This window comes from Streptomyces sp. NPDC048606 (assembly GCF_040650855.1).
GTDB lineage: Bacteria > Actinomycetota > Actinomycetes > Streptomycetales > Streptomycetaceae > Streptomyces.
This window is the reverse complement of sequence record NZ_JBEZIB010000001.1, coordinates 352970-366972: the sequence shown is the minus strand read 5'-3', so window position 1 is coordinate 366972 and position 14003 is coordinate 352970. Positions and strand designations below refer to the sequence as shown.

Genomic DNA, 14003 nt, shown 5'->3' with positions numbered 1-14003 from the left:
GGGGCGGGAGTCTCAGGCGGCTTCGGCGGCCTCACGGCGCAGGAAGTCGGGCAGGGCGGCGGGGGTGTTGTCGAGCCAGGCGACGTAGCGGGCCACGCCCTCGGCCACCGTAATCCGGGACTCCCAGTCCAGGGCGGCGGTCATGCGGGCCGTGCCGGCCGTCCCGCCGAGCGGGTCGCCCTCGGGAAGCGGCCGGTCCTGGAACTCGGCTTCGGGGTAGTGGCGGCGGATGAGGTGAGCCACGTCGGCGATGGACGTGGCCTGGCCGGTGCCGACGTTCAGGATCTGCCGGTCGGCGCCGGGGGCGAGCATGGCCCTGATGGTGGCTTCGGCGATGTCTTCGACGTGGACGAAGTCGCGGACCTGCCGGCCGCCGCCGTTCAAGTGCAGAGGGAGGCCGAGCTTCGCGCGCATCGCCATCCAGGCGACCACCCAGGAGTGCGATCCCTCCTTGACGGTCTGGGGTTCGCCGTAGACGGAGAAGTACCGGACCGCGGTGTGGGAGACGTTGGCCTTGCCCAGCACCAGCGCGGTCTGGGCCTCCCCCCACGCCTTCGTGTTCGCGTAGACGGAGAGCGGGGCCAGGGGCCGGTCCTCGTGCCAGGTCTGCACGTCGTGTCGCTTGGGGTCGCCGTTGCCGTAGACGGCCGCCGAGGAGACGAACACGAACCGGCGTACCCGGGCGTTGCGGCGGCGGACGGCGTCCAGGAGGACCTGGGTGCCGGTGACGTTGGTCTGGATCGCGGCCATGGGGTTGCGGGTGCAGGCGGCCACATCGGCGACGGCGGCGGCGTGGATCACGTAGTCGGCCTCCCTGATGACGTGGTCCATCAGGGTCGCGTCGGCGATGTCGCCCACGATGGTGTCCCGGTCGGTGGTGTGCACGCCGAACAGGTCGGCGTAGACGGCGGCGGGGTAGGCGTCGAGCTTGCCCACGGCGATCACGCGGGCCCCGGCCACGCGAAGTCGGGCGGTGATGCGGGAGCCGACCAGGCCCCCGCCCCCGGTGACCACCACGGTTGAGCCGGCGAGGGCGGCGGACAGGTCGGCGTCGGTCAACGTCACGGTGGTCTCCTCGGATTCGGCGGAAGGATCGACGGGGAGGTTGCGACGGGACCGGCTTGGGGCCGCCCCTCCCCGCCACAGCGGAGGGCACCGCCCGGGGCAGGGGTGGGCTCCACCGGAAGGAGCGGTGGTGCAGCCCCGGGCGGGCTGATGAACAGTCAACGCCCCAGCACGGAAAGTGAGTACCGTGGGCGAAGTGGTAACCCGTTCAACCCGTTCAAGATCGCTTCCGAGGGGGCCGGTAATGGCAGGGGACCGGACACCGAACGATGCGTTGGCGGACGTGATCGCCGAGTCCGGAGCCACGTACTACGCGCTTGCCAGGGAGATCCGCTCTGTGGCGGCCGAGGCCGGCCAGCGGTTGAGTACCGGGCCGTCGGCCGTCGCCTACTGGGTTGCAGGGGTACGCCCTCCGGCCAGACGCCGTTCTACGTTGCCGAGGCCCTGACGAGACGGACGAAGCGGCGGGTGACGGTCGCCGAGATCGGTCTAGGCTCCGCTGTCATCGGTGGCGTCCTGGAAGCCGATCCACTGGCCGCCATCGCCGATCTCGGGAGGTCCGTCATGCAACGTCGCCGCGACTTCCTCGGCGCCGCGTTCACCGCCGCCGCCGTCGACCTGCCTCTGGCCTACGACCACGAAGCGGTTGCCGCTGCGCTCCGAGCCGCCGAGACCGGCGGCAGCGTCGGCCCGACCGAGGTGATCACGGTCCGACAGCTGACCGAGTCGTTCCGGAGCGCGGACGAACGCCTCGGCGGCGGTCACGGCCTGACCACCGTCACCGCCTATCTGACCGACACCGTCGCACCGATGCTCACCGCGCGGTTCCCCTCCGCCACGGTCCGGTCCGAGGCGTTCGCGGCGGCGGCCCAGCTGGCTTGCCTGGTCGGCTGGAAACACCACGACCTCGGCCGGGAGGGCGCCGCACAGCGGTACTACCTGCTGGGCTACCAGCTGGCCTGTGAGGCCGACCCGAGGGGTCATGCCGCGTGGATGATGCGGGCCCTGACCCATCAGGCCCTCGACCTGGGCCACCCCCGCTCTTGTCCGGAGCTGGCCGAAGCCGCCCTGGGCAGGGCCGTGGGGAAGGTCGACCGGCAGACCGAGGCCCTGCTGCTGGTGACGTGCGCCCGCGCGTACGGGGCCGACGGCCAGAGAGCCAGGGCGGCACGGGCGCTTCTGGCCGCTGAGGATGCCGTGACAGACACCCGGGACCCAGTCACCGCCTACGCTGCGGCCTCGGGACCGGTGGCAGCCACGGTCTCGTCGCACATGGGCAAGACCCTCACCGCGATGAACGATCACGCGGCGGCCGAACGGCACTACCGGCGGGCCCTTGAGGGCCGAACCCCGGGCGCCTACCAGCTCAAGCACGGACTGACCATGGCCAACCTGGGACGCTCGGTGGCAGGGCAACACCGGCACGAGGAAGCCGTGGGCCTGTGGGCGAAGTCCCTGGACTTCATGGGCGGTGTGGTCTCCGACCGCAACCGGAAGGCGGTCCGGGAAATCCAGGCAGCTGCGGCCCGCTACCGCCGGCGCGGCGTGAACGGCGCGGCGAGCCTGAACCAGCGCGCCACCGAACTGCTCAACAACCAGGCGTGAAAGGAACGAACACCAGAATGCCGAAGATCGGGGTTGTGGTCCTCACCATGGGCGACCGGCCCGCAGAACTGGGGGCCCTGCTGGCCTCGGTGGCAGCCCAGGAAGGCGATCCGGCGACCGTCGTGGTCCTCGGCCAGGGCGTGAAGCTCCCGCCACTCCCGGACGGCGTGGACGGCGTGGAGTTGCCGGAGAACCTGGGCATCCCCGGTGGCCGGAACGCCGGCGTGGCCTGGCTGCGCGAGCGCGGCGGCGTGGACGTCGTCGTGGTCCTGGACGACGACGGCCTGCTGCCCCGCACCGACACCTTCCGCCTGGTCCGCGAAGCGTTCGCCACAAGGCCCCGCCTCGGGGTCGCGGGCTTCCGGATCGCGGACGAGAGCGGGACGAGTCAGCGCAGGCACGTCCCCCGTCTGGGCGGCAAGGACCCCATGGTGTCCGGACCGGTGACCACGTTCCTCGGCGGCGGCCACGCCATCCGCATGACCGTGATCGACCAGGTCGGCGACTTCCCCGTCCAGTTCTTCTACGCCCACGAGGAGACCGATTTCGCCTGGCGGGCGCTCGACGCCGGCTGGGAGATCGACTACCGGGCGGACATGGTGCTCCAGCACCCCCGCACCGAGGCGTCCCGGCACGCGGTCTACTACCGCAACACCGGCCGGAACCGCGTCTGGCTGGCCAAACGGCACCTGCCCGCAGTCCTGATCCCGGTCTACCTCGCGACCTGGGCCGCGTACACGCTCGCGCAGCGACCCCCGCTGTCCGGCCTGGCCGCCTGGTGGGCCGGATTCTTCGAAGGCGTACGGGTGCCCTGCCCGCCAAGGCGACCCATGCGCTGGCGGACTGTATGGCGGATGACCCAGTTGGGCCGACCCCCGGTCATCTGATCGCCGCCGCCGACGGCCAGGATCTGGTCGTGCCGGCCCCACCTACTCAGACGGGCCCCTATACGGCACGACTTGCGGGGGACACGGCGCGTGCGTCGAAAAGGTCACTCTTCATGCCGTCGATCCTCGCCGGGCCGCCGCCCCCTCGACATCCTCCTCAGGGTGGAGCCTGGCATCCTTGGTGGGATGAGCACCCGGCACACGCATGACACCCGAGACGTACCCGCCGTGGGGGCGGACAGCCCGTTCCGGCAGGAGCACGCGATCCGCGACGAGGCCCCGCAGTTCGTGCTGCCGCTGGTCGTGCGCATCGAGAAGGACGCGCCGCCGGCCCGGACGGACGCCCTGGAGACGGCGGCCCGCGCGGTGCTGGTGCTGCTGACGGACGAGCGGGCGCGCGGCGAGGGCGAGTGGGCCGCCGCGGTGCGGGACTGGCAGGACGCCCGGATCCGCAAGGTGGTGCGGCGGGCGCGCGGCGCGGAGTGGCGCAAGGCGGGCGCGCTGGCCGGCGTCACCGTGCACGGCGAGGCCGCGGAGGTACGGGTCTTCCCGCCGGTCCCGCTCGACGGCTGGCCCAAGGAGCTGGCCAAGCTCCAGGTGTCGGGCACCGACCTGGACGACCCGGAGCCGGTCGCGCAGGCGCCGGCGGGGCTGCCGGTGCTGTGGCTGAACCCGGACCTCGACATGTCGGCGGGCAAGGCGATGGCCCAGGCCGGGCACGCCGCGCAGTTGGCGTGGTGGGAACTGACCGGCGCCGAGCGCCGGGCGTGGCTGGCCGACGGCTTCCGCCTGGTGGTGCGCACCGCCCCGCGCGAGCGGTGGGCCGAGCTGAGCGGGAGCGGGCTCCCGGTGGTGCGGGACGCCGGGTTCACGGAGATCGCTCCGGGCTCCTGCACGGTGGTCTCGGACCACCCCGCCCTGCGCGCCCGGCTCTGAGCGACCCGGGCGGACCGCCAGGTGAGACGGCCCCGGGGCCCGGAACCTCAAATGTTGCTCTGAACGTCCCCTCCTCACGGTTGGCCCGACCAGGTCGGGGCGATGACACCGGCACAGGAACAGTGAGAGGGGGCGAGGGGGACATGAAGCCCATGGAACGCCTGGGGGTGGGGATCGGCTGGCGGCCGGAGATCGCGGACGCGGTCGAGCGGCTCGACGGCCTGGACTGGGTCGAGGTGGTGGCGGAGAACGTCTGCCCGGGCCACCTGCCCGAGTCGCTGCTGCGGTTGCGCGAGCGCGGGGTGCGCGTGGTCCCGCACGGGGTGTCGCTGGGGTTGGGCGGCGCCGACCGTCCGGACGCGGGCAAGCTGGCCGCGCTGGGCGAGCGGGCGGTGGCCCTGGGGGCGCCGCTGGTCACCGAGCACATCGCCTTCGTACGGACCTCCTCTCCCGTACTCGAAGCGGGGCACCTGCTGCCCGTGGCCCGGACCAGGGACGCGCTGGACGTGCTGTGCGAGAACGTCCGGATCGCGCAGGACGCGCTGCCGGTGCCGCTGGCGCTGGAGAACATAGCCGCGCTGCTGTCCTGGCCCGGGGAGGAGCTGACCGAGGGACAGTTCCTGACGGAGCTGGTGGAGCGGACCGGCGTACGCCTCCTCGTGGACGTCGCCAACCTGCACACCAACCGGGTCAACCGGGGCGAGGACCCCGCCGCCGTACTGGACGGCATCCCGCTGGAGGCGCTCGCGTACGTGCACGTGGCCGGTGGAGTGGAGCGGGACGGGGTCTGGCACGACACGCACGCGCACCCGGTGCCGCCGGTGGTCCTCGACGTCCTGGCGGGGCTGCGCGACCGGGTCGACCCGCCGGGCGTCCTGCTGGAGCGGGACGACGACTTCCCGCCCGAGGAGGAGCTGGCCGGGGAACTGGCCCGCATCCGCGAGGTGGTGACGGTCCGGGGCGCCGCACCGAAGGACACCCCGCGGCCGACCGCCCGAGGACGGTCCGGCGCTGCCGCCACGGTTCCGGAAGCCGGCGCGGATCCTGAAGCCGACACGGCGAAGGACGCGGAGCAGGCGGCGGAGCCCGGTGGTACGGGGGAGGTTGGCGGTACGCCGGAGACTGGCGGTGCCCCCGAGACCGGCGGTACGCCGGAGGCGGCCGGGGCCCCCGAGGCCGGCGCGGTCGGCGATGCCGCGCGCACGCGCGTCGCGCTCGGGCAGGCGGCCCTGCTGTCGGCCCTGGTCGCGGGGACCCCCGTGCCCGAGGGCTTCGACCGGCGGCGCGTCCGCGTCCAGGCGCGGGCGCTCGCCGCCAAGCGCGCCTCGGTGGTCGCGAAGGTCGCGCCGGAACTCCCCCGGATCCTGGGCGGCCCCGCCCCCTACCGCGAGGCCTTCCTCGGCTACGCCCGTCACCGTCCCATGACGGCCGGGTACCGTCGCGACGCCCTCGACTTCGCCGAGCACCTGCTGATCCAGGACCTGCCGCGGGACCCGGCGGCCCGCCGCCGGCTCACCGCCTGGTGGCGGGACCGCTCCGGGGCCCGACCGCCCCGGCGGATCGTGCGCTGGGCCCGTGCCCTGGTGGGGAGGGCCGCGTGAGCCCCTTCGACGTCATCGCCGCCGTCATCTGGATCGGCGTGATCGCCTCGGCCGCGGTGCTGCTGCGCGGCCTGTACCGCTCGCGGTCCGCCGTGGCCGGGACCTCCCCCGCCCTGCACGACCTGGCGGAGGCCGCGTTCCTGGTCGGCGGCCCGGGGAACGTGATCGACGCGGCCCTCGTCTCGCTGCTCGGGGACGGCCGGCTGACGGTCGGCGGCCCCGGGATCGTCCGGATGCGGACCGGGGCGCGGACGGTCGGCCCCGCCGAGAACGCCGTGGCCGAGGCCCTCCTGCGGGCCTCGTCCGGCTGGCTCTACCAGGTGCGCTACGCCGCGATGCTGGACCCGGCCGTGCAGGCGGTCGGTGACGCGCTGGCGGCGCGCGGGCTGCTGCTGCCGCCGGGCAGCGGACGCCGCCCGCGCCGGTGGGGCGTCGCCCTGGCGGTGGTGTGCGGGCTGCTGGTCCCCCTCTCGTTGCCGCTGACCTTCGTGGCGTTGGCCCTGGAGTCGGACCCGGGGCTGCCGTTCATCGTCCAGGTCTTCCCCGCCCTGCTCGCCGGGATCGTGATCGGTACGACGTGCGCGAAGCGGGTCGGAAGGCGGCTGACCCCGGCGGGACGGCAGGCGCTCCTGGCGATGCGGGCCCGCCACGAGAGCGACCCGGCCGCTTCGACGGCGGTCTCGCTGTTCGGACTGACCGGGCTGCACGACCCGTACCTGCGCGAGCAGTTGGTACCGGCCGCCCGCAGTACCCGGCTGGCCGCCGCCCAGGCCCGCGGATACGGGTCGGGCAACGGCTCGCACCGCTCGTCCGGCTCCTCCGACTCCTGCGCCGCCGTCCCCGTGGTGTGGTGCGCCGCGAGCGACGGCGGCGGTTCCGGCGGGGCCTCGGGGTGCGGGTCCTCCGGGTCGAGTTGCTCCGGTTCGTCCGGGTCGAGCTGCTCCGGGTCGAGCTCCGGGTCGAGCTGTTCGAGTTCCAGCTCCGGTTCGAGCTGTTCCAGCAGTTCCTGAGGCTCCGTCGCCCCCGTCGGGTCGGGCGCGGTTGGGGCGAACGGGGGTACGGCGCCCGACACCCGGCGGCGGACCTGTACAGGGCGCCGCCGCCGGCATCTCATCGGACTTGTCGATGAGATGAGAGGGGCGCCATGCGGACGACGCTCGCACGCCACGGCACCGTCGCGGCGGTCCTGTGCCTCGCCCTGAGCGCCCCGGCACAGGCCCGCGCGGACGACGGCCCCTCCCTCCTCGGCTCCGTCGAGAACGCGGGAGCCGAACGGGTCGCCGCCGAGGCCGCCGCGCGGGCCGGGGCCGGCGAGGGCCTCTCCTTCGGCCCCTGCCCCGCCGCCGAGGGCCTCCCGCTCCCCGTGCGCTGTGCGACCCTGCGCGTCCCGCTCGACTACGCCCGCCCCGACGGCCCCTGGATCCCCCTGACCGTCAGCCGGGTCCCCGCCACCGGGCGGGACGGGGCCGCCCGTCAGGGCGCGCTGGTCCACAACCCCGGCGGGCCGGGCGCCTCCGGGACGTACTTCCCGCTGCTGGCGACGCGGCCCGCCTGGAGGCGGATCGCGGCCGCCTACGACCTCGTCGGCTACGCCCCGCGCGGCGTCGGCCCTTCCGCCCCGCTGACCTGCGAGGACCCGGGCGAACGCCGCCGCCCTCCGACCCAGGTGCCGGCGGAGCCCTCCCCCGCCTACAAGCAGGAGCGCCGGGCCGCGGCCCGTGCCTACGCCCTCGGCTGCGCGCGCCGCGCGGGGACGGCGCTGGCGCACTACACGACCCTGGACAACGCCCGTGACCTGCACGTGCTGCGCGCGGCCCTCGGGGAGCGGCGGTTGACCTTCCTGGGGGCCTCGTACGGCACCTATCTGGGGGCCGTGTACGCCACCCTCTTCCCGGACCGGGTCCGGCGCATGGTCCTCGATTCCGCGGTGGACCCCGACCCGCGCCGCGTCTGGTACCGCAACAACCTCGACCAGGCCCCCGCCTTCGAACGCCGCTGGGCCGACTTCCGGGCCTGGGCGGCCCGCCACCACGCCACGTACGGGCTCGGCACCACCGCGGAGGCCGTGCGGCAGAGTTACGAGCGGGTCCGCGGGGCCGTGGCCCGCACCCCGGCGGGCGGGGTCGTGGGGACGGGCGAACTGCACGCCGCGTACCTCCAGGCGGCCTACTACGACGACGTGTGGCCGCGGCGGGCGGCCGCCCTGGCCGCGTTCCTGCGCGGCGATCCGGGTCCGCTCGTCGCCCAGGCGGCGCCCGATCCGGACACGGCGCGGGAGGCGGCGAACGCGACGGCGGTCTACACGGCGGTGCTGTGCAACGACGCCCCGTGGCCCGCCGACTGGGAGACCTGGGACCGCGACAACACCGAACTGGCCCGCCGGGCACCCTTCGAGACCTGGGCGAACGCCTTCCTCAACCTGCCGTGCGCGTCCTGGCCGGTGCCCGTGCGGCAGCGGCCGACGCCGGTCGGCGCGCGGGAGGGGGATGTGGCCCCGCTCGCGGGGACCCTGGTGGTCGCGGCGGAGCGGGACGGGGCGACCCCGTACGCGGGGGCGCTGGAGCTGCAACGGCGGCTCGGGCCGCGCGCCGCGCTGGTCACCGAGCGGGGCGCCGGGGCGCACGGTGTGGTGGGGGGACGCAACGGCTGCGTGGACGGGCACGTGGAGCGGTACCTGCTGACGGGTGCCACTCCGGGGTGGCGCGTCGCGTGCGCGCCGCATCCGGAGCCCGCGCCGGTGTCGCTGGACGACCGGGCGGCAAGCGCTCCCAGGGCGCTTGCGCCGCACGTCGTCTGAACTTCCGGGGCGGGGTCTCCGGCTGCGTCGATTCGGGGGCAGGGCCTCCCGATCACCGGGGGCCGCTGGTCTGCGGTCCTCCGGTCCTTCCCCCCAGGGGAGGTATCAGGCGAGCCCGTCCACCAGATCGGCGACGGACTTGCGGCGCCCGGTGTAGAAGGGCACCTCTTCGCGGACGTGCATGCGGGCCTCGGAGGCACGCAGGTGACGCATGAGGTCGACGATGCGGTAGAGCTCGTCGGCCTCGAAGGCGAGCATCCACTCGTAGTCGCCCAGCGAGAAGGAGGCGACGGTGTTGGCGCGCACGTCGGGGTAGCCGCGGGCCATCTTGCCGTGGTCGGCGAGCATGCGGCGACGGTCCTCGTCGGGCAGCAGGTACCAGTCGTAGGAGCGCACGAACGGGTAGACGCTGACGTAGTCGCGGGCGACCTCGTCGGCGAGGAAGGCCGGGATGTGCGACTTGTTGAACTCGGCGGGGCGGTGCAGGGCCATGTTCGACCACACCGGCTCCAGCGCGCGGCCCAGGCGGGTGCGGCGGAACAGGTTGTAGGCGGTCTGCAGCTCGTCCGCGGTCTCCGCGTGCCACCAGATCATGACGTCCGCGTCGGCGCGCAGGCCGGACACGTCGTAGGTGCCCCGGACCGTGATGTCCTTGGCGGCCAGCTGGTCGAACAGCTCCTGGACCTCGTCGGCGTAGCCGGCGCGGTCCTCCGGCAGGACGTCCTTCAGCCTGAAGACGGACCACAGGGTGTAGCGGATGACCTCGTTGAGGTCCTTCGCCTTCTTCCCCGCGTTGGGAATCTTCTCTGGTGCAGTCATGTGTCCATTGTCCCGTGTGCTGATCAGTGGTCTGCGCCAGGGGTGGCCATCGCGGCGAGGACCGCGTCGACCGCCTTCCCGGCACTGGCGACGCAGGCCGGAATGCCGACCCCTTCGTAGAGGGCGCCGCACAGGGCGATGCCCGGCAGCTGCGCGACGGCGTCCCGGATCCGGGCGACGCGGTCGAGGTGGCCGACGGGGTACTGGGGCAGGCCGCCGTCCCAGCGGGTGACCGTGGAGGCGACCGGTCGGGCGGTCAGGCCGACGGCCTCGCGGAGGTCGGCGAGGGAGACGTCGACGAGTTCGCCGTCGTCCCGCTTCAGGTCCTGTTCGTCGCCGTGTCGGCCGACGGAGGTGCGCAGCGGGAAGAGTTCGGGGTCGGCGCCGGCCCAGGCCCACTTGTTGCCGGAGAAGGTGGAGGCCTTGATGGTGCGGCCGTCGACGGGGGGTACGAGGAACCCGCTGGCCTCGCCGGAGGTGATCGACTCGGGCAGCTCGGAGCGGCGGAAGGCCATGGTGACCAGGGCCATCGACGCGTACTCGACCGTGCGCAGCACCTCGGCGGCGGCCGGGGCGAGGGGGGCGAGCAGGCGTGCGGCCGGTTCGGCGGGGACGGCGAGGACGACGCCGTCGGCCTCGATGGCCTCGTCGCCGGTCACGACCCGCCAGCCGTGCGGTGTACGCGCGACCTCGCGCACGGGGGCTCCGGTGCGCAGGTCGGCCCCGGCGGCCCGGCAGGCCTCGGCGACGGCCTCGGGGAGCCGGCCGATGCCGCCGTCGATGCCGGCGAAGACGGGGCCGGCGGCCTGGGGCGAGCGCGCGGCCCGCCGCTGGATCTCGCGCACGCCCTCGCCGAGCAGGGCGTGGGTGCGGGCGGCCTCGTAGAGCTGGGGGACGGCGGCGCGCAGGGAGATGCGGTAGGCGTCGCCCGCGTAGACCCCGCCGAGGAGGGGTTCCACGAGCCGGTCGACGACCTCGTGGCCGAGGCGGGCGGCGACGTACGCGCCGACCGCGACGTCCTCGCCGATCTCGACGGGGTCGAGCGTGCGCTCGGCGTCGATGCGGGCCAGTCCCTCGGGGGAGAGCACGCCGGAGGCGGCGAGCGGGCCGGACTCGGCGGGGACGCCCATGACGTGGCCGCGCGGCATGGGCCGCAGGGCGCCCCGGGTCCACAGGTGGGCGGTGGTGGTGGCGGGGGCCTGGAGGGCGTCGGCGAGACCGACGGCCTTCGCCAGGGCCACGGCCTCGGGGCGGCGGGCGAGGACGGATTCGGCGCCGAGGTCGACGCGCAGTCCGGCGAGTTCGCCCGCGCGCAGCTTGCCGCCGAGGCGGGGGGCGGCCTCCAGCAGGGTCACGCGCAGGCCGTCGGCGAGCAGCCGGTGGGCCGCGGCGAGGCCGGCGATCCCCCCGCCCACGACGACGACGTGGCCGGCGGGTGCCGGCCGATCCGTACGCATGTCCGCTTCGTTCATGGACACATCGTCTCAGACCGCTCGGTGAGGCCGGACCGTGACCTCATCGGGACCGCCTCGATGCCGTGCGTGCGAAACCCGGGACGGGACCCTGGACGTCGAAACGGCGACATCAGCCGATCCCTCGGGGGGTATTCACGATGCACGCGTTCCACAGACGTCGTTCGACGGCGGGTCTGGCGGCCCTGGCGCTCGCCGGGGTGCTCGCGGTGACCGGGTGCGGGGCCGACGGGGCCACGTCCGCCTCCGACAAGGCCGCTGTCGCCCCTCGGGGCGAGGCGGCCGGGCCGGCGGCGAAGCCGGGGGCCGGCGCGGCCGAGGGTGCGGCGAAGCCGGGGGCGGCCGAGGCCGCTCCTCCCGGGGCGGCCCCTTCGGCGGCGGCGGACGCGAAGGCCGGGCAGCAGCCGGTCGCGGTCCGCCCGCACGTCATCCGTACGGGAAGTCTGTCCATCGAGACGACCGAGCCGCAGAAGGTGTTGGCGGCGGCCCGTAGGGCGGCCGAGGACGCGGGCGGCTACGTCGGCAACGAGTCGACGGAGCGCGGCGAGGGCGGCCGGATGGGCTCGACGCTCACCCTGCGGGTGCCCGGGGAGCGCTTCGACGCGGTGATCGCCGCCCTGGAGGGCGGCGGGAAGCTGCTGAACCGCAAGGTCGAGGCCGAGGACGTGACCGAGAGGGTCGCGGACGTCGACAGCCGGGTCCGCTCGCAGCAGGCCAGCGTGGCCCGGGTGCGGGACATGATGGAGAAGGCTTCGGGCCTGTCGGACGTGGTGATGCTGGAGAGCGAGCTGAGCCGGCGCCAAGCCGACCTGGAGTCGCTGCTCGCCCAGCAGGCCGCGCTGAAGGACCGGACGGCGATGGGCACGATCACGCTGTCGGTCTCCGAGCCGGCGCCGGAGCCGCAGGAGAAGAAGGAGGAGAAGGAGAAGGAGCCGGGACTCGGCGACGCCCTGAGCGGCGGCTGGTCGGTGTTCGCCACGCTGGTGCGGTACCTGCTGCTGGCGCTGGCCGCGGTGGCCCCGTTCGCGCTGACGGCCGTCTTGGTGCTGCTGGGCTTGCGGACCTACCGGCGGCTGCGTCCGGCGGCGCCGGGCAAGGGGCGCGGGCCGGTTCGGGTGCCGCGCCAAGCCGGGCCCGCCGCTCCTCCCGCCGATACCCCCTCCGCCGCACCCGCACCCGCACCCGCCGCCGCACCCGCTGACGCGCCGTCCGCCGCGCCCGCCGGGGGCGCGGGCGACGGGGAGGGGTGAGCGCGCGTCCGCCCGTAGCGTGTCCCCGTAACCGAACACGGGACGGAAACGGGGCGGACGATGGCGAAGGAACGACTGGTGGTGGTCGGCGGCGACGCGGCGGGGATGTCCGCCGCGTCGCAGGCCCGGCGGCTGAGGGGCGCGGCGGAGCTGGACATCGTCGCGTTCGAGCGGGGCCACTTCACCTCCTACTCGGCGTGCGGGATCCCGTACTGGATCGGCGGGCAGGTCGCGGAGCGCGACGAGCTGGTCGCGCGGACGCCGCGGGAGCACCGGGAGCGCGACATCGACCTGCGGATGCGCACCGAGGTCGTGGAGTTGGACGTGGCGGGCCGCCGGGTGCGCGCCCGGGACCTGGACAGCGGCGTCGAGTCCTGGACGGACTACGACAAGCTGGTCCTGGCGACGGGTGCCCGGCCGGTGCGTCCGAAGCTGCCCGGGATCGGGGCCCACGGGGTGCACGGGGTGCAGTCGCTGGACGACGGCACCCGCTTGATGGGCACGCTGGAGCGGGTGGAGGGCCGCCGGGCGGTGGTCGTCGGCGCCGGCTACATCGGCGTCGAGATGGCGGAGGCCCTGGTCGGGCGGGGCTTCGAGGTGACCGTCCTGCACCGGGGCGCGCAGCCGATGTCGACGCTGGACCCGGACATGGGCGGCCTGGTGCACAGCGCGATGAACGCCATGGGGATCCGTACGGTCTCCGGCGCCGAGGTGACGGAGGTCCTCACGGACGAGGAGGGTCGGGCCCGCGCGGTGGCCACCGCGTCCGGGGAGGAGTACCCGGCGGACGTGGTGGTGCTGGGCATCGGCGTGGAGCCGCGTACGGCGCTCGCGCGGGAGGCGGGGCTGCCGCTCGGCGAGTCGGGCGGTCTGCTGACGGACCTGTCGATGCGGGTGCGGGGCCACGAGGACGTCTGGGCGGGCGGTGACTGCGTGGAGGTCCTGGACCTGGTGGCGGGCCGCAACCGGCACATCCCGCTCGGCACGCACGCCAACAAGCACGGCCAGGTCATCGGCTCGGGCGTGGGCGGCGGCTACGCCACCTTCCCCGGGGTGGTCGGCACGGCCGTCAGCAAGGTCTGCGACCTGGAGATCGCCCGTACGGGGCTGCGGGAGCGCGACGCCCTGGAGGCGGGCCTGCGGTTCGTGACGGCGACCATCCGCTCGACGAACACGGCGGGGTACTACCCGGGCGCGGCCGAGATGACGGTGAAGATGCTGGCGGAGCGGCGTACGGGGCGGCTGCTCGGCGTGCAGATCGTCGGCGGCGCGGGGGCCGCGAAGCGGGTGGACGTCGCGGCGGTCGCGCTGACGGCCGGGATGACGGTGGAGCAGGTGGTGTCGCTGGACCTGGGCTACGCCCCGCCGTTCTCCCCGGTCTGGGACCCGGTCCTGGTGGCGGCCCGCAAGGCGGTGACCGCGGTCCGCGCGGCGGGGGTGTAGGCGCCCCCGCCGGGCCGGACGCGCGGACGCCGGGGGGGGGCGGGGCGCGGGGGGGGCGCCGGGGCGGGGGGGGGGGGGGGCGGGCGCGGGGGGGGGGGGGGGGGGGGGGGGCGGGGGGGGGGGGGGGG

Annotated in this window: 10 protein-coding genes and 1 pseudogene; 8 read left to right on the top strand and 3 right to left on the bottom strand. The window is 74.9% G+C overall.

The genetic code is table 11. From position 1 onward, the window contains the following. Window positions 1-12: 12 nt before the first annotated feature. On the bottom strand, window positions 13-1065 hold the full coding sequence (locus AB0D01_RS01460) for an NAD-dependent epimerase/dehydratase family protein (protein WP_363052924.1): 1053 nt from the start codon (window positions 1063-1065) through the stop codon (window positions 13-15). A gap of 244 nt (window positions 1066-1309) precedes the next feature. Between AB0D01_RS01460 and AB0D01_RS01455 the strand changes: the two are divergent. From AB0D01_RS01455 to AB0D01_RS01430, 6 genes and pseudogenes are all read left to right on the top strand, one after another. Then, window positions 1310-2670 (top strand): annotated as a pseudogene (locus AB0D01_RS01455) (tetratricopeptide repeat protein). A 17-nt stretch (window positions 2671-2687) separates the two neighbouring features. Beyond that, entirely contained in the window at window positions 2688-3557 is an 870-nt protein-coding gene (locus tag AB0D01_RS01450) for a glycosyltransferase (RefSeq protein WP_363052923.1), read from the top strand. Window positions 3558-3743: 186 nt separating this feature from the next. After that, entirely contained in the window at window positions 3744-4493 is a 750-nt protein-coding gene (locus AB0D01_RS01445) for an aminoacyl-tRNA hydrolase (protein ID WP_363052922.1), read from the top strand. 152 nt (window positions 4494-4645) lie between these two features. Then, a complete protein-coding gene (locus AB0D01_RS01440; RefSeq protein WP_363053044.1) occupies window positions 4646-6094 on the top strand; it encodes a DUF692 domain-containing protein in 1449 nt (482 codons plus the stop codon). Then, window positions 6091-7104: a TIGR04222 domain-containing membrane protein gene (locus tag AB0D01_RS01435; protein ID WP_363052921.1), complete on the top strand. Its 1014-nt coding sequence runs from the start codon at window positions 6091-6093 to the stop codon at window positions 7102-7104. The genes AB0D01_RS01440 and AB0D01_RS01435 overlap by 4 nt, the downstream gene beginning before the upstream one ends. A gap of 134 nt (window positions 7105-7238) precedes the next feature. Further along, window positions 7239-8891 (top strand): alpha/beta fold hydrolase, encoded by a 1653-nt coding sequence (locus AB0D01_RS01430; protein ID WP_363052920.1) that lies wholly within the window; start codon window positions 7239-7241, stop codon window positions 8889-8891. A gap of 105 nt (window positions 8892-8996) precedes the next feature. Here AB0D01_RS01430 and hemQ read toward each other — a convergent pair whose 3' ends face one another. Both hemQ and hemG read right to left on the bottom strand, forming a co-directional pair. Then, a complete protein-coding gene (hemQ, locus tag AB0D01_RS01425; protein WP_363052919.1) occupies window positions 8997-9710 on the bottom strand; it encodes a hydrogen peroxide-dependent heme synthase in 714 nt (237 codons plus the stop codon). Window positions 9711-9733: 23 nt separating this feature from the next. Further along, a complete protein-coding gene (gene hemG, locus AB0D01_RS01420; RefSeq protein ID WP_363052918.1) occupies window positions 9734-11182 on the bottom strand; it encodes a protoporphyrinogen oxidase in 1449 nt (482 codons plus the stop codon). Between the two features lie 140 nt (window positions 11183-11322). On the opposite strand from hemG, the gene AB0D01_RS01415 reads away from it, so the two are divergent. Together AB0D01_RS01415 and AB0D01_RS01410 are read left to right on the top strand one after the other, a co-directional pair. Beyond that, window positions 11323-12432, top strand: a complete 1110-nt coding sequence (locus AB0D01_RS01415) for a DUF4349 domain-containing protein (protein WP_363052917.1) — start codon at window positions 11323-11325, stop codon at window positions 12430-12432. A 60-nt stretch (window positions 12433-12492) separates the two neighbouring features. Then, window positions 12493-13875 (top strand): FAD-dependent oxidoreductase, encoded by a 1383-nt coding sequence (locus AB0D01_RS01410; RefSeq protein WP_363052916.1) that lies wholly within the window; start codon window positions 12493-12495, stop codon window positions 13873-13875. Window positions 13876-14003 lie beyond the last annotated feature (128 nt).

Coding starts and splice junctions, on each gene's coding strand:
- AB0D01_RS01450 (WP_363052923.1), top strand. CDS start 2,688: ATGCCGAAGATCGGGGTTGTGGTCCTCACCATGGGCGACCGGCCCGCA.
- AB0D01_RS01445 (WP_363052922.1), top strand. CDS start 3,744: ATGAGCACCCGGCACACGCATGACACCCGAGACGTACCCGCCGTGGGG.
- AB0D01_RS01440 (WP_363053044.1), top strand. CDS start 4,646: ATGGAACGCCTGGGGGTGGGGATCGGCTGGCGGCCGGAGATCGCGGAC.
- AB0D01_RS01430 (WP_363052920.1), top strand. CDS start 7,239: ATGCGGACGACGCTCGCACGCCACGGCACCGTCGCGGCGGTCCTGTGC.
- hemQ (WP_363052919.1), bottom strand. CDS start 9,710: ATGACTGCACCAGAGAAGATTCCCAACGCGGGGAAGAAGGCGAAGGAC.
- hemG (WP_363052918.1), bottom strand. CDS start 11,182: ATGAACGAAGCGGACATGCGTACGGATCGGCCGGCACCCGCCGGCCAC.
- AB0D01_RS01415 (WP_363052917.1), top strand. CDS start 11,323: ATGCACGCGTTCCACAGACGTCGTTCGACGGCGGGTCTGGCGGCCCTG.
- AB0D01_RS01410 (WP_363052916.1), top strand. CDS start 12,493: ATGGCGAAGGAACGACTGGTGGTGGTCGGCGGCGACGCGGCGGGGATG.